Here is a 20,619-nt window from a genome sequence, read left to right on the forward strand (position 1 = left end):
ATTCACCGGCCATTTCACCGGCCGGTCGCGTCGTCCACAGGAGCCCCGGATGGACCAGCCCGCCCCGATATCCCAGCCGCCCGGCCCGGCCGCGGCGCCCCCGCTGCGGGACCGGCTCACCATCCCGGTGCTGGCGTCGGGCGGCATCCTCATGGCGGTCATGCAGACCGTCGTCGTCCCCCTGCTGCCGGACCTGCCCCGGCTCACCGGCGCGTCCGCCGCCACCGTCTCCTGGACGGTCACCGCGACCCTGCTCTCCGGCGCCGTCCTCACCCCGGTGCTCGGCCGGGCCGGCGACATGTACGGCAAGCGGCGGGTGCTCACCGGGGCGCTCGCCCTGATGACCATCGGGTCGGTGCTGTGCGCGCTGTCCTCCGACATCGGCGTGCTCATCGCCGCCCGCGCGCTCCAGGGCGCCGCCGCCTCCGTGGTACCGCTGTCCATCAGCATCCTGCGCGACGAACTCCCGCCGGAGCGGCGGGGCTCGGCGGTGGCGCTGATGAGCTCCACCGTCGGCATCGGGGCCGCGCTCGGCCTGCCGCTCGCCGCGCTGGTCGTCCAGTACGCCGACTGGCACACCATGTTCTGGCTGACCGGCGCCCTGGGCGCGATGGGTGTCGCGGCGACCTGGTGGGCGGTCAAGGAGTCGCCGGTGCGCGAGCCCGGAAGGTTCGACGTGCTCGGCGCGCTGGGCCTGGCTGCCGGGCTGGTGTGCCTGCTGCTCGGTGTCTCGCAGGGCGGCTCCTGGGGCTGGGGGAGCGCCCGCGTCCTCGGGCTGTTCCTCGGGGCCGCCCTCGTCCTCGCCCTGTGGTGGTGGCAGCAACTGCGCGCCGAACGGCCGCTGGTCGACCTGCGATTGGTCAGCCGGCCGCGGGTCGGCCTGTCGCATGTGGCCGCCCTGCTGACCGGATTCGCCTTCTACGCCAACTCGCTGGTCACCGCCCAGCTGGTGCAGGCGCCGAAGGCCAGCGGCTACGGCCTGGGCCTGTCGATCGTCGCCACCGGTCTGTGCCTGCTGCCCGGCGGCGTGACCATGCTGCTGTTCTCACCGCTGTCGGCCCGTATCTCGGCCGCCCGCGGCCCGCGGATCACCCTCGCCCTGGGCGCCGCCGTCATCGCCTGCGGGTACGCGGTCCGCATCGCCGACAGCCGCGATCTGTGGATGATCGTCATCGGGGCCACGGTCGTGGCGACCGGGACCACGCTGGCCTACTCGGCGCTGCCGACGCTCATCCTGCGGGCCGTCCCGGCCGGGCAGACCGCCTCCGCCAACGGCGTCAACGTCCTCATGCGCACCATCGGCCAGGCCACCTCCAGCGCTGCCGTCGCCGCCGTCCTCGTGCACCACAGCGGCCCGGTCGGCGGGGTCCCGATCCCCACCCTGCACGGCTATCTGCTCGCCTTCGCGATGGCGGGCGCCGTCGCCCTCGCCGCCTGCGCCGCCGCCCTGACCATCCCGGGCGACGGCACCCCGGACGGCACCCGGCGTGCCGAGGACACCAACCGCGGCGCCCGCGACCAGGCCATGCAGGGAGCATAGGACGCGTGAGCACGCCACCCGCACCGAGCCTGTCCGCCCGCCGCGACGCCGAGGCCACCAAGGCGGCCATCCTCACAGCTGCCCGCCACCTCCTCGCCCGGCACGCGCACGCCGACATCACGCTCAGGGCGGTCGCCGAACGCGCCGGTGTGAGCCCGCCGTTGATCGTGAAGTACTTCGGCAACAAGGACGCCCTGTTCGCCCGCGTGATGTCCTTCGACACCGACGCGGACGCCCTGCTGGACGCGCCGCTCGCCGATCTCGGCCGGCACATGGCCCGGCACGTCCTCGCCAGCCAGCGCGAGCGCGGCGCCGACCCGCTGCTGCGCATCGCCTTCGCCCCGCTGCACGGCGACCACGGCGACATCCTGCGCGCCAACTTCCGCGCCCAGGTGACCGAACGCCTCGCCGCCCGGCTCACCGGCCCCGACCCGGGCCTGCGCGCCGAACTCGCCGTCGCCGCACTCGTGGGCCTCGGCGTGATGTACGGCATCGCACGCGGCCCGCACCTGCGCGAGAGCGACGTCGACTCCATCGCCGACCGCTACGGACCACTCGTACAGGCCCAGTTGACCCCGGGAAGCTGACTCGGCGAGCCTCGTCCGTCCCGGTGCGCGAAAGCTGCCCATCATGCCCACCGAGCTGTCGATCACGTGGTGAAACACGCAGCACGCCCACTGGAGCGGCGCGTTCCGCGCGCCGCGGTGCCGGATGACACACTGGCGCCATGGACGAACGCGTAATCGGCAGGTCGGGTCAGTGGGCATCGGTGATCGGTCTCGGCACATGGCAGCTGGGCGCCGACTGGGGCGACGTGGACGACAAGGAGGCCCTGTCCGTCCTCGAGGCCGCGGCCGAGGCGGGGGTCACCTTCTTCGACACGGCCGACGTGTACGGGGACGGACGCAGCGAGGAGACCATCGCCTCATTCCTGCGCGGCCGGCCCGACCTGCACGTCCTGGTGGCGACCAAGATGGGCCGCCGGGTCGAGCAGGTCCCCGAGAACTACGTCCTGGACAACTTCCGTGCCTGGAACGACCGCTCCCGCCGCAACCTCGGCGTCGACCGCATCGACCTGGTCCAGCTGCACTGCCCGCCGACGCCCGTCTACTCCTCCGACGCGGTGTTCGACGCCCTGGACACCCTGGTCGAGGAGGAGCGCGTCGCGGCGTACGGGGTGAGCGTGGAGACCTGCGCCGAGGCGCTGACCGCGATCGCCCGGCCGCACGTGGCGAGCGTGCAGATCATCCTCAACCCGTTCCGCATGAAGCCCCTGTACGAGGTGCTCCCCGCCGCCCGCGAGGCCGGCGTCGGCATCATCGCGCGCGTGCCCCTCGCCTCCGGCCTGCTGTCCGGCAAGTACACCAAGGACACGGTGTTCGCGGCCAACGACCACCGCACCTACAACCGGCACGGTGAGGCCTTCGACCAGGGCGAGACCTTCTCCGGAGTCGACTACGAGACCGGTGTCGAGGCCGCCGCCGAGTTCGCCGCACTCGCCCCCGAGGGCTACACCCCGGCCCAGCTGGCGCTGCGCTGGATCGCCGAGCAGGACGGCGTGACCACGGTGATCCCGGGCGCCCGCAACCCCGACCAGGCCCGCGCGAACGCGGCCGCCGCCAAGCTGCCGCCGCTGCCCGGGGAGACGTTCACCGCGATCCGCGAGCTGTACGAGCGGCGGATCAAGGACCAGGTCGAGCACCGCTGGTAAGCACCGTGTCACCCGCCGTTTGAACGTACGGCAGGGCGGTTACACGCAAGCGCATGAAGGAGGAAGGACCGCGCAGGGGCCGGGACGAGAGCGAGGAGGAGCGGGCCGACCGGATGTGGGGCGAGCTCATCCAGGAGGTCCGCGTCGCCCAGACGGGCGTGCAGATCCTGTTCGGCTTCCTGCTGACCGTCGTCTTCCAGCCGAAGTACGCCACGCTGCCCCACGCCGACCAGGTCATCTACATCGTGACCGTCGTCCTGGGCGCCTGCGCGACCGGCGCCCTCATCGGCCCGGTGTCCCTGCACCGGCTGGTGTCGGGCCGCCGGATCAAGCCCCAGACGGTGCGGATCGCGGCCCGGATGACGTTCGTGGGCCTGATCCTGCTCCTGGCGACGATGGCGTGCGCCCTGCTGCTGATCCTGCGGGTGGCCACGCGGGGCGGCTATGTGCCGTATCTGGTGGCGGCCGTCGTCGTCTGGTACCTGGTCTGCTGGTACGGCCTGCCGCTGTGGGCCCGGCACCGGCACACGAGCGCGGCGCCTGCCGACCACCCCGGGCCGGGGCAGGCTCCTGCAGCACGCGGAACCGACGGTCGTGGACACGGCTGAGCGACAGCACCGTGGCCGCCGGTCTCCGCGGCCGGCCACTCCAGCAGTTCGAAGCAGGGGCTGAACGCCAGGCAGGCGCGCAGGTGAGCGGCGGGTCGGCGGCTGCCGCGCGGCGGCGAGACGCGGCTGAGCAGCTCGCGCACCGGCACCGCCGGGACGAAGCCCTGCGTCACGTGCCCGAACCAGCGCGTGCGCGGTCAGCGGCCCGTCCAGCAGCCCGTCCAGCAGCCCGTCGGCGGGGAGCGCCGTCGCGGCAGCATCGCCACGGGGCAGGCCCACCCGTGCCCCACGGTCCCCAGACACCAGGTCGTGCGGTCGTGCGCGTCCCACGCCGACAGGGCGAGGCCGGCGGCCGCCGCCCAAGCGAACACGGCGGGCGGCACCCGGCACGGCACGGGATGCTCAGCCCGCGGCGAGGATCTCGGCCAGCAGCGCGTCCACCGGGACGCATTCCTGCCCCGGCGGCACGATCCGGTGGGTCTCCCGCAGGAACGCGGCGACCGCGGGCGCCCAGGCGAACACCACCGCCTGCTGCCGGCCGCCGTCCGGGCGGACGTCCCCGAGGAACTCCATGCGCAGCTCGTGCCACGCACCGGTCGCGGCCGGCCGCAGCCGCACGTCCCCGACGCCGACCGGCCGCGTAAGACCCTCGGACAGCATCTCCCGGTCCAGCCGCCAGCAGGCCAGCACCCGGCCGTCGTGGCCGAAGACGGCGGTGACGGCGAACGGGTCGTCGGCGTCGTAACTGAGATGGGCCAGCACGGGACACCGGCCGGTGCCTTCCGAACGAAGCTGTACCACCAGGGTGTTGTGCACGAACGCGGTCACGAGAGGGCCTCCGGCGACGAACGGCTCAGGGCCCTCTAGTACCCCCGTGAGGGCCGTGATGCTCACTCGTGCGAGGGATTCCCGCCGGATCCGCGCAGCGCGGCCAGGCAGCCGCCGATGGCCTGCTGGAGTTCCTCCAGCCGCCGCACCATGTCGTCCTCGTAGAAGTCCTGGGCGTCGTCGAAGGTCAGCTCCTCGAACGCCCTGGTCGCCTTCTGCAGGCTGTTGTAGAACTTCGTCCGCCGCTCCTGGACGCGCAAGGAGGGGTCGGCCTCGACCGCCTCGGCGACGAGCGACTTCATCGTGTCGTAGGCCTCGGTCGCCCACTCGCCGGTGTCCTCGCCGTCCTCCAGCTCGTCGATCAGCGACAGACGGCGCTCGGCCTCCTCGCGCAGCTCGGCCGGGGCCTCGACGGTCTGCCCGGCCGGGGTCCTGATCTGCCCGGACTCGGCGATCTGCCGGACGTACCCGATCCGGTCGGCGGCCCGGCTCTCGGTCGCGACGGCCTTCTTCAGGTCGTCGGTCCGTACGACGTCACGCGCCAGCTCCGCCTGCAGCTCGGGGTCCTCCCGCAGCCGGTCCAGCAGGGCGGCCCGGGCCGCGCGGGCGGTGGAGGGATCGGCCAGGATCGCGGCACGCAGGGCGGTCGGGTTCTCGGCGACCTCCAGCGCCTTGGTGGGGCGGATGCCCTCCGCCTCGGCGGCCTCGGCGATCGCGGTGCCGCGCTCGGAGGTCGCGCTGGTGCGCGAGACGTAGTAGCTCAGCCACACGTCCGCGTCCGGCAGTTCGACCTGCCGGCCCGGCTGCAGGGCCTCGAAGTGCGGGACGAGCCCGTCGTCGGCGGCCCGGTCCCAGGCCTTGTAGTAGCGCATGACCCGCTCCGGGGAGCAGCCGGCGAGTCGAGCGAACTCCTTCGCGGACACCTTCGGCGTCTCACCGGCAGGCTGTCCGCCCGGCCGCACACTGCGGGCCACCATCAGCGCGAAGGCCCAGCTCCCGGTGCGCGCGTAGCCGCCGAACTCACGGGCGTCGCGTGCCACCAGATCGGACAGCGGCTGCGGGGCCGGGGCGGACGTCTCGGACGGGTCGATGACCAGGGTCACGGATGACTCTCCTGCAACAATGCTCAAGGAACCGCACCCGGGAGCGGGCGCAGGCAGGAAAGCCTATATGGACGCATTGGCCATGTTTGGGCCGACCCGTCAGGGCGCCGTCTCCGCGCCTTTGCCGAAAGCCTCCCGCAGCGCGGGCAGCAGGGTCTTCGCCGACCAGCCCAGGTACTCCGCCTGCGCGTCGCCGCCGATCTGCACGAGCGCGATCTCCCCGAACCCGGCCTCGGCGTACGGCCGTACGGCTTCGACGAAGGCATCGGGGTCGTCGCCGCACGGGATCGAGGCGGCGACGTCGTCCTCGTCCACGAATCGGGTCGCGGACTCGAAGGAGTCGGGGTGCGGGAGTTCGGCGTTCACCTTCCAGCCGAGCCCGAACCAGCGGAACTGGGAGTGGGCGCGCTTGACCGCCGTGTCCCGGTCGCGGTCGTAGCACACCGGCAGCTGGCCTACCCGGGGTTTGCCGCTGCCGCCGTGCCGGTCGAAGGCCTCCACCAGACCCGGCTCCGGTTCGGTCGCGATCAGCAGGTCGGCGAGGTGCCCGGCGAGCTCGCAGGACTGGTCGCCGGAGACGGCGATGCCGATCGGCGGGGGCTGGTCCGGCAGATCCCACAGCCGGGCCGAGTCCACGTCGTAGTGCGGTCCGTGGTGGGTGACATGGCCGCCCTCGAACAGCGCGCGGATGATCCCCACGGCCTCCTCCAGCATCTCGTGGCGCACGTCCACCGGAGGCCAGCCGCCGCCCACCACATGCTCGTTGAGGTTCTCGCCGGCGCCCAGCCCGAGCCGGAACCTGCCCTGGGACAGCAACTGCACGGTGGCCGCCTGCTGCGCCACGATCGCCGGGTGGTAGCGCAGGATGGGGCAGGTCACATAGGTCATCAGCGGAATCCGCGAGGTGGCCTGGGCGGCGGCGCCCAGCACGCTCCACGCGTACGGGGAGTGGCCCTGCGAGCGCAGCCACGGAAAGTAGTGGTCGGAGATCACCGAGAAGTCGAACCCGGTCTCCTCGGCCCGGACGACGTGGTCCACGAGGTCCCGGGGCCCTGCCTGCTCGGTCATCATCGTGTATCCGATTTGCACCATACGTGGCGAGTCCCCGGGGTGGCGGCCGGAAAACGAACCACCGGCGCCGGTCAGTGCTCCGGCACCCGGAACGTCTGCAGGAACGTCCTCAGCGCCAGCCGGCTCGCGGCGTCGTCCCAGGTCGCGGCCGGGGCCGTGAAGCGCAGGGAGAAGGCGTCGCCGCCGCCGGTCAGGAAGCCGCGTCCGAAGGTGTGCACCCGCGCGTCCCCCGTGCCGGCCAGCCACTCCAGGTCGGCGGCCCGGTACCCCTGGTACGTGGTGGCCCGGACGTCGCCGACGCGGTGGTAGCCCGCCAGCCGCCGCAGCCCGGGCTCGACGTCGTCCCGCCAGACGGCCACGGGATCCGGGCCGACCCGCTCGCCGTGCGTGACGGCGAGGGTGGGGGAGGTGCCGTCCCGGCCGAAGGTGACGCGGTAGGCGCCGGTGACGCGGGTGGTGGTCAGCCGCTTCCAGCCGTCCGGCAGGGCGACGGAGAAGCCCTCCGGGGCGGTGTAGCGGTGGTAGCCGGCCGGCAGGGCGGGCGAGGTGCTCGGTGCCGGGGTCGGGGAGGAGGTCGCGGTGTCTCCGGTGTGACGGCCGGCCGGGGTGGCCGAGGTGGTGGGGCGGACTGGTGCCTGCGCGGTGCCGGTGCCCGGCAGTTGGTGGGTCGCGGCCAGGACGGCGGCGGCCACGGTGACCACGGCCAGCGCGGTACCGGCCGCGAGGATCCCTCTGCCCCGCTCCCGCCCGGCGCGGCGGACGCCTGCGTACGCGGCGCGCAGCCGGGGCACGGGGGCCGGCTCCCGGTCGGCGTCGGCGTCCTCGTCGAGGGTCCGGATCAGGGCCTCCCTGACCACCGACCGGGTCAGCCGCTCCCGCGAGTTCTTGCGCAGCAGCCCCTGCACGGCCTGGGTGAGCGGGCCCGTGCGCAGCGGGGTGCGCAGCGGCAGCCGGTCCACGGCCTTCAGGGTGGCGTCGGGCCGGCCGCGGTCGCGGAACGGCGGCCGGCCCTCCGCCATCGTGTACAGCAGCGCGCCCAGCGCCCACAGGTCGGCGGCCGGTCCGATGCGCTCGTCGCGGGCCTGCTCGGGCGAGGCGTACGACGGGGCCGTGAGCCGCGGCACCAGGGTCGCGCCGGCCAGCCCGAACCCGGTGACGACGACCGGGCCGCTGTCCCGTACGAAGACCTGGCCGGGGCTCAGCTCGCCGTGGGTGATGCCCCCGTCGTGCGCGGCCTGCAGCACGTCGAGCACTTCCACGCCGATCCGGGCAGTCCGCGCGACGTTGAACGCGCCCTCGCGATCGAGGAGTTCGCCGAGAGGCGTGCCCTCGATCCACTCGGTGACCGTCCACAGGGTGCCGGCCTCCAGCACGGCGTCGACGACCGTGGCGACCTGGCCGGGGCACAGCAGCCGCATGGTCTCGGAGGTCCGCACGACGCGGGCCGTGATCCGGCGCGCGGTGTCGTCGGCGGAGGGCTCCGGCAGGGCGGTCTGGGCCACCAGTCGGGGCTGCTCCGCCGCCACGTCCTCGGCGTACCACCACAGGCGGTTCGTCTCGCGGGCGAAGACCTCCAGGAGCCGGTACCGTCCGGCGACCAACTCGTGTGCGGAGACGTGCGCCTTGGTCATGGTCATCCCTCGCTGGAACCCCTGTTGCGTGTCTCACAGAGGTACGCGGGGCGTGCGGGGGTCCGTTCAAAGAATCCGCGAGTCCGGTGCCGTTCCTGCCTTTCATTCAATTCTTCGAAAGGGCTTGCGAGTTTGCGATGGCCGCACCCGGAGGGCCTTCGACCTGCGGGTAACCGAGGGTAAATTCCCGGGTGCGGCCGCGTGTCACAGCAGCCCGAACCGCTCGGCCCAGCCGGTCAGTTCCCGTGGTGTCGTATTGCCGCCGCACACCACGAGTCCGATCCGGGCGCCGTCGCCGACCCGGGCCACGACCTGGCGGGCCGCCGGCAGCAGACAGCCCGCGGCCGGCTCGGCCCACACCTTGGCGTGTTCGGCGAGGTCCATCGAGCCCCGCACCGCGTCCCGGTCCGGCACCACCAGCACCTCCTCGACCAGCGCCGACACATGGTCGTACGTCAGCTGGGACACGCAGGGCGCGCTGAGCGTGGTGACCAGGGACGACAGGGGCACCGGCACCGGTCCGCCCGCCTTCAGCGCGCCGGACATGGCCTCGGCGCCCTCGGTCTCCACACCCCAGACGCGGACCCCGGGACGCCGGGCGGCGAGGGCCGCGGCGACCCCGGCGATCAGCCCACCGCCGCCGATGCTGACCACCACGTCCGTCAGGTCGCCCGGCGCGTCCTCGGCCAGCTCCAGACCGACCGTGCCCTGTCCGGCGATCACCACCGGGTCGTCGAACGGGTGGACCAGGGTCAGCCCCTCGTCCCGGAGCCGCGTCACCAGCGCGAAGGCGCTGTCCATGCCGTCGGTCAGCCGCAGCTGCGCCCCCGCCCGCTCGACGAGTGCGACGGAACGCTCGGGCGCGGTGCGGGGCATGACCACGGTGGCCTTCACATCGAGGGCCGCGGCCATCACCGCGAGGGCGATCCCGTGGTTGCCGCCGCTGACCGCGACCACGCCCGCCGCCCGCTCGGCCGCGCTCAGCGACAGCAGCTTCGCCGTCGCCCCTCGAGCCTTGAACGAGCCGGTGCGCTGAAGCAGTTCGAGCTTGGCGGTGACCGGGACGCCGAGCAGCTCAGTCAGGCCCGGACTCGGCACGGTCGGCGTCCGCACGACATGTCCGGCGATCCGCTCCGCCGCGGCTTCGATCTCCGTGATGCCGATCAAGGTGCTTCACCCTTCCGGCGCGGGGGGTTGGGCCGCGCCGTTCGCACCCTGACCCGTGCAGACTGTCGAGGTCAACACGCTTTCGCAGCCCGCCGACGACTCGCGGCCCACCAGGACGTCCAGCAACCGGAACAGCTCACAGGCTGCCTCCGCGATCAGCGCCCGGGCGGCGGCCGTGTGTGCGCGGGCCTCGGTCGGCGCCGTCGTGCGGCCGCCTGCCGTCTTGATCAGGGTGGCGGCCTGCGTGGTCTGTCGCGGCGACTGGAGCGGCTCGCGGGTCGCGGGCGGTCGTGTGGGGTCATAGCTTGCGGTCCATCAGGTGATCGAGGAGTCGGGTGAGCTGCCCGGCGGCTTCGGTGGCCAGGGGTGCCCGCGAGAGCAGCGTGCGGGCGGCGGCCGTGTGCGCGCGGGCCTCGGTCAGCGCCGCCGTGCGTCCGCCCGCCGCTTCGATCAGCGCGGCGGCCTGGGCGGCCCGTCCCGGTTTGTCGAGCAGCTCGGGCAACCCACGCGCCGCCGGGGAACCGAGTGCGGCCAGCACCGGATAGGTCTTCTTGCGCTGTCGCAGATCGCCGTCCACGGGCTTGCCGGTGACGGCCGGGTCGCCCCAGATGCCCAGCACGTCGTCGACCAGCTGGAACGCGATGCCGAGATGCCGTCCGGCCCGGTCCAGCGCGCCGGCCGTGGCCGCGTCCGCCCCGCCGAGCACGGCGCCCAGCGCGGCGGCACAGCCCATCAGCGCGCCGGTCTTGCCCTCCGCCATCGACCGGTACTCCTCGGGTGTGACGCGCTCCGGGCCGGTCCAGGGGCGGGTGGCGAACAGCAGGTCGTCGGCCTGCCCGCGCACCAGGTCGACGAGGGCCGCCGACAGCAGCCGTACGGCGCCGGCGCCCTGCGGCGCGGCCGCGAGGGTCTCCACCGCCAGCGCGAACAGGGCGTCCCCGGCGAGCACCGCCGGGCCCGTGCCGTACGCCTTCCACACGGCGGGGCGGCATCGCCGGGTCGCGTCGCCGTCCATGACGTCGTCGTGCAGCAGCGAGAAGGCGTGCACCAGCTCCACGGCGACCGCGGCCGGGACGCCGGCCCGCCCGTCGGCGCCCGCCGCCTCGGCGCCGAGCACCGCCAGCGCCTGCCGAACGCCCTTGCCGCCCGGCGCGGCGGCCGGTGCCCCGCCGACCTCGCACCAGCCGAAGGCGTACCCGGCCATCTCGGCCACCCACGGATGCAGCCGCCCGACCGCCTCTCGCAGCGCAGGCTGCGCCAACTGCCCACAGCGGCGGAGGAGATCGGCAACGGAGGACGGAGCTTGTACGGTGGTCACCGGACCACCTCCGCATCGAGGCCGAACTCCTCCTGGGCCCGGGCCACCATCTCCCGGGCGTGCCTCAGCCCGCTTCGCTCCAACAATCGGGCCAGATCGGCGAGTTCGGCCGCCGTCTCGGACCGGTCGCGGCCGAGCCGCGCCAGCGACTTGGCCAGGCCCAGCCGGGCCAGCGCCTCGCCCCGCGGCTCGCTCATCGCGCGGAACTCCCCGAGCGCCAGCTCGTACAGATCGCGCGCCTCGGCGTAACGCCCGGCCCGGTACAGGACGTTGCCGCGCATCTTGTGGTTGTAGGCGAGTGCGCTGGAGAGGTTCATCGCCCGGCAGGAGGCCTCCGCCCGGGACAGCAGCTCCAGTGCCCCCTCGGTGTCCTTGTCGCGCACCGAGAGGATGTCGGCGAGTCCGCGCAGCGCCCAGGCGTGCCCGCGCCGGTCCTCCGCCCGCTCGGCTATCTCCGCCGCCTCCTCGAACAGCGCGAACGCCCGGTCGTGATCGCCGGTGTTGCGGTGCATCTGCGCGATGCCCTCCAGCGCCCACACCGTGTGCCGGGCCTCGCCGCGCCGGCGCGCCTCGGCCAGCAGCTGCTCGTGCAGCCGGCCGACCGCCGCGTAGTCGCCCTGGATCCGGCCGGTCTCCGCCAGGCCGGCCAGCGAGTAGCCGCGGACGACGATGTCGCCGCCGCGTTCGCCGAGTTCGGCTGCGAGCCCCAGCAGCCGCCAGGCCAGCGGGAAGGCCCCGCGCTGCCGGGCGAGGGTGCCGCCGCTCCACAGCGCCCACGCCATCGCGGCCGTGTCGCCAGCCGCGCGGGCGGCGCGGTAACTCGCCTTCCAGGCCCGGTCCGCGGCTGCCGTGTGGCCGAGCCGCCGGTGCGCCTCGGCGACGGCGATCCCGCAGCGGGCCGCCTCGGCGGGGCGCCCGGACCGTTCGGCCTCGCGCAGCTTCTCGGTGCCCTCCGCCAGCACATCGGCCAGCGAGGAGTTCACGGACAGGGTGGTCAGGGCGCCCTGGTACTCAGGGGCGAAAGCCTTGCCGTACATGCGTGCCTTTCTATACACGACGTGTATACATAGCGTGTATAGCGTCTCGAAAAGACGCCCCGGCCGAGGGGACCGGGGCGTGGCGGTCTGTTGCCGATCAAGACGCGGGTACGGCGACGGGGGTTGCCCGTGCGACACGGATCACCCTGTGAAGGTTCAGTGCTGCTGGGCCTTGTGCGGGGTCAGCTCGCTCGGGCGCACCACGACGAAGCCCTCGCCCTGGAGCATCAGTTGCACGGCTTCGCCGGAACCGCCGCGTAGCATCGAGCCGATGGACTGGGAGCGGTGCAGCGAGGTCTGCAGATGAGCGGTCCAGCCGACCACCGCGTCCGTGTCGACGTACACCTGGGACTGCGCGGAGACCGGGATGACCAGCGGGTTGCCCTCGCAGACCAGCCCGAGCCGGCCCTGCCCGCTGAACACGCTGTTGAACAGGCCGCCGCCCGCGATGCCCGACCCCTTCACCGTCTTGATGTCGTACGACAGCGAGGCGTCGAAACACAGCACGTTGCGGCCGTTGACGGTGAACTGGTCGCCGGGCTCGACCTCGACGATGAAACAGTTCTGCGCCTCGTGCGCGAACCAGGCCTCGCCCTGCCCGCGCACGGCCATGAGGGGCAGTCCCTCACCGGTGACCGCACGCTTCAGCATGCCTCCGACGCCCTGCCCCTTGCGCTCGAACTTCAGGTTCCCGCGGTAGGCGATCATCGCGCCCTGGCGGGCGTACATCTCGCCGTTCACCGCGTACTTGACGCACTTGGCGTTCTCGACGGACATCCCCGGCTCCACGGCCGGCTGCACCACGTGCGTACTGGAAAAGAGATCACCCTTCATACGGGGCATGGTGTCCCGGAGGATGTCGTTCCGCCAAGATCACGCAAAGCGCCCGCTCAACCACCGAACAGCTGGGTCCAGCACGTGCCCGCCCGGCCGCCGCCCGCGAAGCCGACGCCCAGGCGGCCGAACTCCCGCTTGAGGATGTTGGCGCGGTGCCCGGGACTGTTCATCCAGCCGTTCACGACCTCGGCGGCAGAGCGCTGGCCGCAGGCGATGTTCTCGCCGATCGTGCGCATCCGGGATCCCGCCGCGGCGGCCCGGTCCCAGGGCCGGGAGCCGTCGGGCGAGACGTGGTCGTAGAAGTCGCGGGCCACCATGTCCGCGCAGTGCGCCTGCGCGGCAGCCGTGAGCAGCGGGTCCTCCGCCAGCGGGGGCAGGCCCGCCCGGCCGCGCTCGGCGTTGGTGAGCGCGAGGACCTCGGCGGCCGTGCGCGACAGCGCGTCCGGGGTGAGCGGAGCGGCCCACAGCGCGGTCCAGTACCGGTGGCCGACGTCGGCGTGGGCCAGGGCGGTGTGCCGGAGGGCCGGGTCGAGCAGGGTGCGGCGGGAACGCGCCGATTCCAGGCAGCACTCCACGAACTCCGCCAGGCTGCGCGGCCCGGAGACGAGGTGTTCGCCCACCGTGACGTACGTGTATCCGGCGGTGCTGATCCGCTGGTGCACCGAGACTCCGTCCCGGCCCTCACCGCCGAGCCGCCCGGCCTCCGCCATGGCCCGGACATGGGACCGCGCGGCGGAGACGAGCCGTGGATCGAGGGCGACCAGGGGAGAACCGGCCTGCGCACGGGCCGAGTTGACCAGGTGGAGGAAGTCGTCGGCACCGGGTGCCTCGGCGGGTGGGCCGACCGGCGGGCGTGGGCCGGGCGTGGCGGGCCGGGCGGATGAAGGTTGTGGGCGGGTCGTGGCCGGCCAGGCGGATGGAGGGGATGGCGGCGAAGGCGGGTTGGTGGTGGTCGGTCGGACGGGAGGGGCGGCTGCGGTGGGCGGGGATGTGTGACCGGGAGGCGTCGAGCGGGGCGGGGCCGTGGCGGTGCGGGCATGGGGAGCGCGGGGCGGCGTGTGCCCGCCGTCGTCCGTGACCCGCACTCCGAAGTCCCGGGCGAGCCCGGCCAGCCCGTCCGCGTACCCCTGCCCGATCGCCCGCAGCCTCCAGCCGGTGCCCGGCCTGAGATACAGCTCGGCGAGCAGCAGCACCGTCTCCGGGCCGGGCGTGGGCGGGGCGAACCGGGCCACCGTACGCCCGGAGCCGTCCGTGACCTCGAGCCGGGGAGCGGGCAGCCGCCCGAGCGGCGTCCCGGGCTCGGCCGCGCTCACCACGACGGTGACCCGGCAGGCACCTCCGCGCAGCCGGGCCGGTTCGACGGCCAGGGTGTCACCGCGCAGTCGTACGCCCGCTGCCCGGGGCTGGTTGTAGAACACGAAGTCGGCGTCGGATCCGACCTTGCCGTCCGCCCCGGTGACGAGCGCGGAAACGTCGAAGGCTCCGGCCACCCGGAGCACCACCACGCCGCCCGGCAGCGGTGCGTTGGCGCCCGGCACCAATTCGCTCGTCACACAGGGGACAACGCCCCGCAGTTCCAGGAAGGTTCCGGTCGTCGGGGAACACGCCGCTACCCCTTGGCCGTCCTTCTCGCCTTTCCCGCCTTCCCGCAGAACGCCGCGTCCAAGGCCCCGCTCAAGGCATCCGCCGCCTTCCTGTCGTTGGAGGTGTCGGCCATGGCCGTGAGACTCCGCGACCCGTCCTTCGACGCGAAGGCATACGTGGAGTACCCCTGCACCACCCCCGTGTGCCCGTACACCGAGACCCCGCACGAAAGATCACGCCGCCGCAGCCCCAGCCCGTACGACGTCGTGGTGTCGACCCGCGTGAAGCGTTCCATCTCCTCCAGCCGCGCCGAGGACAGCAGCTTGCCCCCGAGCAGCGCGCTGTAGAACGTGTCGAGATCCCGGGCGCTGGAGATGATCGCCCCCGCGCTCTGCGCCCACGACACCGTCTGCTCGGTGGCGTCGACCAGCGGTTCGCCCGCCTTGCCAGGGGTGAGGTAGCCGCGGGCGTACCGGCCCGGGATCCCCGTCTCGGGATGCACGTAGAACGTGTCTCGCAGCTGCAGCGGCCTGAAGATGCGGTCCTCGTACTCGGTCCGCACCGAGTGCCCGGTGAGCTTCTCGATGAGCATGCCGGCCACCACGAAATTGGTGTTGGAGTAGGAGTACGCGGCGCCGGGCTCGTTGGTGCGGGGCTTCTTCAGGGAGAGGGCGACCAGCTGACGGTAGGTGAAGACCTTGTTCCGCACCGCCTCGAAGCCGGACACGCTGTCGGCGAACAGGTCGTCGGTGTAGTCGTACAGGCCACTGCGATGACTCAGCACCTGGCGGACCGTGATGCGGTCGTCCGGCAGCAGCTTGGGCAGATAGCGGTTGACCGGCGCGTCGAGCGCCAGCCGCCGCTCGTCGGCGAGCTGGAGCAGGACGACGGCCGAGAAGGTCTTGGTCACGCTGCCGACCCGGAACCGGTCGTCGGCGCTGATGGCCCGCCCGGTGCTCAGGTCGGCGACTCCCCATGTCGCCTCGTACGTCCGGCCCTGGTCGTCGATGCGGGCCAGGGCGCCCGGCGCGCCCCGGTCCACCGCGGACCGCAGCGCCGCGGCGAGTCCCGCGGTGTCGGGTGCCGGCAGCGCCGCCCGTGGCACCGCCGCCGCCCGGGCGTCGGGCTCTGTCGTCGTGGCCCGCGCCGGGACCGCGAGGAGCGACAGCGCGACCGCCCCGAGGACCGCGCCCCGCCCCACCGTTGCCGAGACCATCCGCCACCCGCTTTCCGTGTTCCGAGTCGATACGGCATGTGATGCGACATCGGTCACATTCCGGCCTCGGAACCTAGGGGACGGAGTCCACGTCTCCACAGCCGACACACAGTTGGTCAGCCCGTGATCACTCTGTGGCGCCCATTCGTAAAGGATTGCCATAGAAGTTCGCGAAATCGATCATTCCGCCTTTACGTGGACATGACTGATCCGTAAGGGTTACGCCCTGGGGCCCGACCAGCCCCCGTGACGCGGAACCGCGTCATGCGTCAAGGCGGTTGGTGATCCCCGCTGCCTCAGAACGAAGGAACCCTGATCCTTGCGTAGACCTCACATACGCAGCGTTGCCGTCGCCATCGCCGTGACGACCGCTGCCACGGGTCTGGCCGGTACGGCTTTCGCGGGTCCCTCCACGGGGGTGGAGCGGTCCTCGGCGTCCGCCACCACGAACGCCACCGCGGTGGTGGAGGCGGCGCGCACCGCGGCCTTCGCCCACGCCTCGGCGACCGGCGTCTCCCAGGGCGACGAACTGCACGCGCAGGACGTGATGCTCGACCCCGAGGGCGCCCGGCACGTCCGGTTCGTCCGCACGCACGACGGCATGCCCGTGCTCGGCGGCGACCTCATCGTCCACCTCGACCACAAGCTGGCCTACGCCGGCGTGACCCGCGCCGCCGGCCACGCCGTCGAGCCGGCCACCACCAAGGCCGAGCTGACCGCCGACCAGGCCGCCGCCAAGGCCGCCCAGGCCGCCAAGGGCGACCCGGGCACCGCCCGGCTCGTCGTCGACGCGCGCGGCGGCTCCTCCGCTCTCGCCTACCAGGTCACCGTGACCGACCGGAACGGCACCAACACCGTCGTCATCGACGCCGTCACCGGCAAGGTGCGCAGCAACACGCCGGACAGCGACGAGTTCCTGTCGCCGAAGCTGCTGGACAGCCTGCGCAAGCACCACGAGACGATCGACCCGGCCACCGGCATCGGCTCCGCCTCCCCCGAGGCCGGCCTGCTCGGCTCCGGGGTCTCCGGTGCCGCGGCGAGCTACCCGTCGGCCGCCAAGGGCACCGGCAAGACTCTCTTCGTCGGCAGCGTCGGCCTGACCACCACGCAGACCTCGCGCGGCCACTACCAGCTCAAGGACCCGAGCCGGTACGGCACCGAGACGCGGGACGCCAAGGGCTCGTACACGGAGAAGTTCAGCGCGGGCACGAAGTTCACCAACACGACCAACGTGTGGGGCAACGGCGCGACGAGCAGCCGTGCCAGCGCCGCGGCCGACGCGCAGTACGGCGTCACCAAGACCCTGGACTTCTACAAGAGCACCTTCGGCCGCAAGGGCATAGCCAACAACAGCAAGGCCGCCCAGGCGATGGTCCACTGGGGCAGCAAGGTCGCCAACGCCTTCTGGGACCCGACCTGCAACTGCATGCTGTACGGCGACGGCGACGGCCAGATGTTCAAGAAGCCGCTCGTCGTCCTCGACGTCACCGGCCACGAGCTGACCCACGGCGTGGTGGACGCGACCGCGAAGCTGGAGCCGACCTACGTCGACTCCGACGGCAACCAGTACGGTGAGCCGGGCGCGCTGAACGAGTCGCTCGCCGATATCTTCGGCTCCAACGTCGAGTTCTACACGAAGAACTCCAAGGACGTCGGGGACTACCTCATCGGCGAGAAGCTGGGCCTCGCGCAGAAGTTCCTGCGGCGTCTCGACCACCCGTCGCTCGACAAGCTCGAGGGCACGATCGACTACTGGTCGCCGGACACGTACTACACCGAGGTGCACGCGGGTTCCGGTGTCTCCTCGCACGCCTACTACCTCCTCGCGGAGGGCAGCGGCAAGAAGACGATCAACGGCGTGAACTACGACTCGCCGACCTACCACAACGCCACGGTCAAGGGCATCGGCCGCACCAAGGCCACCGCGATCTTCTACCGTGCGCTCACCCGCTACATGGTCTCCACGACCGACTTCCACGACGCGCGCGTCGCGACGCTGAAGGCGGCCAAGGACCTGTACGGCGCGAACAGCACCGAGTACAAGACGGTGGACAAGGCGTGGGCCGCGGTCAACGTCACCGCCGCCAACACGCCGGCCGCCCGTCACTGACGGAACGGCCGCACCACCGGATGCCCCGCCTCGCGCGGGGCATCCGCATGTCCGGGACCCGCGCGAACCGCCCATGGCAACCACCGTGCGCTGGAGGCCGATCCGGTCCGGGAGCCGAAGGGAGAAGGGGATGTCCCTGAACGACCTCAGGGCGAACGGCCCGGCGCGCGGTGCGCCGGGTCCGGCTGGACGACAGCGACGAGACCTGCCGGCCCGGCGCCTCGCCGACCGCGGCCGGGGACCCGCTGCGGGCCCGTCCCCGGCCCGCGGCGACGGGAGCGGAGACCCACCGAGGTGCGTGACCGCGGCGGTGGCGGGACCATGACCTCCGTGGGGTACGCAGGCACGTCCCGGACGGTCCGCGTGCAACCCGGCGGGTCCGGCACGGCCCGGGAGCTCGCGTGATGACCGGCCGGTTCGGACGCGTCCGCCGCGTCGCCGCCGTCCTGCTCACGGCCGTCGTCTGCCAGTCCGCGCCGGGCGGGGCGGCCGCGCTGCCCGCGTCCGCCGAGCAGGCCTCCGGGGTCGTCACCTGGGCGGCGAGCGCCGACCGCATGGGCGAGGGCAGTGCCGGCCAGGGCTACCGGATGATCGTGCACACCAGCGTCGGCGGCGACGATCCGCGCGTGCGGCTGAGCAACGCCTTCGGCGACCGGCCGCTGACCGTGGACAGCGCCTACGCCGGGGTGCGCGGCGAGGGGGCCGCCGTGCGGCCGGGCAGCAACCGGCGGCTCACCTTCGGCGGCGCCCGTACGGTCATCGTCCCGACAGGCGCCACCGCCTGGAGCGACCCGCTGCCCGGCCGGCTGCGCGCCGGCACCGATCTGGTCGTCAGCCTGCACACCCCGGCCGCGGCAGGACCGGCGACCGGCCACTGGCTGGCGATGCAGACCTCCTACACCGCACAGGGCGACCACACCGCCTAGGAAAGCGGCACCAACTGGACGCAGACCACCGGCTCCTGGTGGTACCTCGACGCCGTGTCGGTACGGCCGGCCGGCCGCGGCACCGGGGCCTTGGCCGCGCTCGGCGACTCCATCACCGACGGCTGGCACTCCACCCTGGACCTGGACCACCGCTGGCCCGACTACCTGGCGAAGCGCCTGAGCACGGCCCACGCGGCCGTCCGAGGCGTCGCCGACGAGGGCATCTCGGGCAACCAATTGCTCGCCGACGGCGCCGGGCAGAGCGCCCTGAACCGGCTGGACCGGCACGTGCTGTCCCTGCCCGGTGTGCGCACCGTCTTCCTCTTCGAGGGGGTGAACGACCTCAAGGCGCACACCGGCATCACCGCGCGGGACCTGATCGCCGGGTACCGGAAGATCGCCGAGCGGGTGCACGCTGCGGGCAAGTGCGTGGTGGACGCGACGATCGGCCCTTTCGAGGGCTGGCCCGAATGGGATCCGGCCGCCGAGACCGTACGCCGGGAATTGAAGGCTCCCCTCCCTGAAGGGAGGGGATGCGTCGCCCTCCAGGGCTGTGCGGGGATTTACGGCTCAGGCCGCCACCGGAGCCGGCGGCTCGGGTGGTCTTACGCCCTCGGCACCGTCCGGGTTCCAACCTGCCCGGACCAGCATCACGCGGGCGGAGTTCTTGTCCCTGGGGGACACGGCTCCACACGCGGTGCAGGCATACGTTCTCATCGACAGAGGCAGTGCGTGCTTGGTTCTCGCTTCGCACTTGGCACAGTCCATCGTGGTGTGCGCCGGGTGCACGAGACGGACCTCCCGCCCGTGCTTGCGGCCCATCTCGACCAGGGCACGCTTCGTCGCGGCGATGGCGGCATCGGCCGCCTTGCGGGCCATGGTGGTCTTCGCCAGGAACTTCGGCCTGAAGTCCTCCACCGCGACCCCGTCGTGGCCGCGCATCACGGACTTGGCCCACTTGCGGGCGGTGTCCTCCCGCTGCCTCGCGATCTTCTTGTGCAGCTTCGCCGCCTGGGCCTGCGCCTTGCGGTAGCCGGCGGATGCGGGCTGTCCCTTGGGACGGCGCCGCCGGGCCATCATCCGCTGGTACCTCGCCAGCCGCTGCGCGGCCCGCCTGCCGTGCTCGGCATGGGGGAGATCGTAGGCGTCGTCGGTGGTGGTGGCGGTCTCCGTCACACCCCAGTCCACCCCGAGGACGCGGCCGGTCTCAGAGAACGGCTCAACCTGAGCCGGGACGACGAAGGACGCATACCAGTGGCCGAGGCTGTCCTGGTACACCCGCACACTCGAGGGGTCGGCCGGAAGGTCCCGTGACCACACCACCGTCAGCACGATCCGGCCCGCGAGGTGCAGGCGGCCGTCCTTGAGGCGGAAGCCGCGCTTGGTGTAGTTGAGGCTGGGCCGCGCCTCCCGCTTCTTCTTGAAGCGGGGCATCTGGGCCCGGCGCTGCTGCGGCAACCGGTCCTTGATGTCCTTCAGCGCTTTCGCCCTCGACCTGGCGAAGTCGCGTATCACCTGCTGCTGCGGCACGCTCGCGCCCTCAGCGAGCCAGGGCGTCGCCCCGCGGGCCTCGGTCAGCATCTTGTCGAGCTGAGCCGGACCACAGGTCAGCTTCTCGCCGGTCGCCCGGCTCTGCGCGTGGACCTGCTGGGACTTCGCGACGCATTCGTTCCAGATCCAGCGGCAGCGATCCCACTCGGCTTCGAGCCGGCCCCTGGCCGTGTCCGACAGGCGCACACGGAAGGTGTACCGGGCATGCCCGGTGTCTTTCGTGGTCGCCTCCGTCGTCATGCATCCGAACCTACCCGAGGCCACTGACAGTCGAGAGTTCTCGATCATCGTGGGCGGCATCACCGCCGTGCGGGGTGGACGCCGGATCGCCCTGACCGCGATCCGGCTACCCCTGCCCTGCTCCGCAGGAGTCCGATTCCT

16 protein-coding genes and 2 pseudogenes are annotated in these 20,619 nt (G+C 72.7%); 6 read left to right on the forward strand and 12 right to left on the reverse strand.

Annotated elements, in window-relative coordinates; all coding sequences use genetic code 11:
• The first annotated feature begins 49 nt into the window (after positions 1-49).
• From ACIBJF_RS33790 to ACIBJF_RS33805, 4 genes are all read left to right on the forward strand, one after another.
• Positions 50-1,540: an MFS transporter gene (locus ACIBJF_RS33790; protein ID WP_399179501.1), complete on the forward strand. Its 1,491-nt coding sequence runs from the start codon at positions 50-52 to the stop codon at positions 1,538-1,540.
• Positions 1,537-2,127 (forward strand): TetR family transcriptional regulator, encoded by a 591-nt coding sequence (locus ACIBJF_RS33795; protein WP_399179532.1) that lies wholly within the window; start codon positions 1,537-1,539, stop codon positions 2,125-2,127. Before ACIBJF_RS33790 ends, ACIBJF_RS33795 begins: the two co-directional genes overlap by 4 nt.
• A 140-nt stretch (positions 2,128-2,267) precedes the next feature.
• Entirely contained in the window at positions 2,268-3,251 is a 984-nt protein-coding gene (locus ACIBJF_RS33800; protein ID WP_399179503.1) for an aldo/keto reductase, read from the forward strand.
• Positions 3,252-3,304: 53 nt separating this feature from the next.
• Entirely contained in the window at positions 3,305-3,859 is a 555-nt protein-coding gene (locus tag ACIBJF_RS33805; protein ID WP_399179505.1) for a DUF6328 family protein, read from the forward strand.
• Positions 3,860-3,930: 71 nt separating this feature from the next.
• Here the strand turns inward: ACIBJF_RS33805 and ACIBJF_RS33810 are convergent.
• The 11 genes and pseudogenes from ACIBJF_RS33810 to ACIBJF_RS33860 form a co-directional block, all read right to left on the reverse strand.
• Positions 3,931-4,032: pseudogene (locus ACIBJF_RS33810) on the reverse strand (hypothetical protein); the annotation flags it as partial.
• A 229-nt stretch (positions 4,033-4,261) separates the two neighbouring features.
• Positions 4,262-4,687 carry an SsgA family sporulation/cell division regulator gene (locus tag ACIBJF_RS33815; RefSeq protein WP_399179507.1) on the reverse strand — a complete coding sequence of 142 codons (426 nt, stop codon included), beginning with the start codon at positions 4,685-4,687 and terminating at the stop codon, positions 4,262-4,264.
• 62 nt (positions 4,688-4,749) lie between these two features.
• Positions 4,750-5,790 (reverse strand): hypothetical protein, encoded by a 1,041-nt coding sequence (locus ACIBJF_RS33820; protein WP_399179508.1) that lies wholly within the window; start codon positions 5,788-5,790, stop codon positions 4,750-4,752.
• A 99-nt stretch (positions 5,791-5,889) separates the two neighbouring features.
• Positions 5,890-6,882, reverse strand: coding sequence for an LLM class F420-dependent oxidoreductase (locus ACIBJF_RS33825; protein ID WP_399179510.1), 993 nt, complete (start codon positions 6,880-6,882; stop codon positions 5,890-5,892).
• A gap of 50 nt (positions 6,883-6,932) precedes the next feature.
• Positions 6,933-8,498, reverse strand: a complete 1,566-nt coding sequence (locus tag ACIBJF_RS33830; protein ID WP_399179512.1) for a serine/threonine protein kinase — start codon at positions 8,496-8,498, stop codon at positions 6,933-6,935.
• Positions 8,499-8,696: 198 nt separating this feature from the next.
• The gene (locus ACIBJF_RS33835; RefSeq protein ID WP_399179514.1) at positions 8,697-9,659 is read right to left on the reverse strand and encodes a threonine/serine dehydratase; all 963 of its coding nucleotides are present in this window, start codon (positions 9,657-9,659) and stop codon (positions 8,697-8,699) included.
• A 298-nt stretch (positions 9,660-9,957) separates the two neighbouring features.
• Positions 9,958-10,977 carry a polyprenyl synthetase family protein gene (locus ACIBJF_RS33840; protein WP_399179516.1) on the reverse strand — a complete coding sequence of 340 codons (1,020 nt, stop codon included), beginning with the start codon at positions 10,975-10,977 and terminating at the stop codon, positions 9,958-9,960.
• A complete protein-coding gene (locus tag ACIBJF_RS33845; protein ID WP_399179518.1) occupies positions 10,974-12,014 on the reverse strand; it encodes a tetratricopeptide repeat protein in 1,041 nt (346 codons plus the stop codon). The genes ACIBJF_RS33840 and ACIBJF_RS33845 overlap by 4 nt, the downstream gene beginning before the upstream one ends.
• A 156-nt stretch (positions 12,015-12,170) precedes the next feature.
• A complete protein-coding gene (locus tag ACIBJF_RS33850) occupies positions 12,171-12,848 on the reverse strand; it encodes an AIM24 family protein (protein WP_399179519.1) in 678 nt (225 codons plus the stop codon).
• Positions 12,849-12,904: 56 nt separating this feature from the next.
• Positions 12,905-14,404 carry a CAP domain-containing protein gene (locus tag ACIBJF_RS33855; protein WP_399179521.1) on the reverse strand — a complete coding sequence of 500 codons (1,500 nt, stop codon included), beginning with the start codon at positions 14,402-14,404 and terminating at the stop codon, positions 12,905-12,907.
• A gap of 56 nt (positions 14,405-14,460) precedes the next feature.
• Positions 14,461-15,651 (reverse strand): serine hydrolase domain-containing protein, encoded by a 1,191-nt coding sequence (locus ACIBJF_RS33860; protein ID WP_399179523.1) that lies wholly within the window; start codon positions 15,649-15,651, stop codon positions 14,461-14,463.
• A 319-nt stretch (positions 15,652-15,970) separates the two neighbouring features.
• On the opposite strand from ACIBJF_RS33860, the gene ACIBJF_RS33865 reads away from it, so the two are divergent.
• Both ACIBJF_RS33865 and ACIBJF_RS33870 read left to right on the forward strand, forming a co-directional pair.
• Entirely contained in the window at positions 15,971-17,761 is a 1,791-nt protein-coding gene (locus ACIBJF_RS33865) for a M4 family metallopeptidase (protein WP_399179525.1), read from the forward strand.
• A 404-nt stretch (positions 17,762-18,165) separates the two neighbouring features.
• Positions 18,166-19,194 (forward strand): annotated as a pseudogene (locus ACIBJF_RS33870) (GDSL-type esterase/lipase family protein); the annotation flags it as partial.
• Positions 19,195-19,257: 63 nt separating this feature from the next.
• Here ACIBJF_RS33870 and ACIBJF_RS33875 read toward each other — a convergent pair.
• Entirely contained in the window at positions 19,258-20,478 is a 1,221-nt protein-coding gene (locus ACIBJF_RS33875; RefSeq protein ID WP_399179527.1) for an RNA-guided endonuclease InsQ/TnpB family protein, read from the reverse strand.
• Between the last annotated feature and the right edge of the window lie 141 nt (positions 20,479-20,619).

It is taken from the genome of Streptomyces sp. NPDC050743 (assembly GCF_044456925.1).
In the GTDB taxonomy this organism is placed as follows: Bacteria; Actinomycetota; Actinomycetes; order Streptomycetales; family Streptomycetaceae; genus Streptomyces.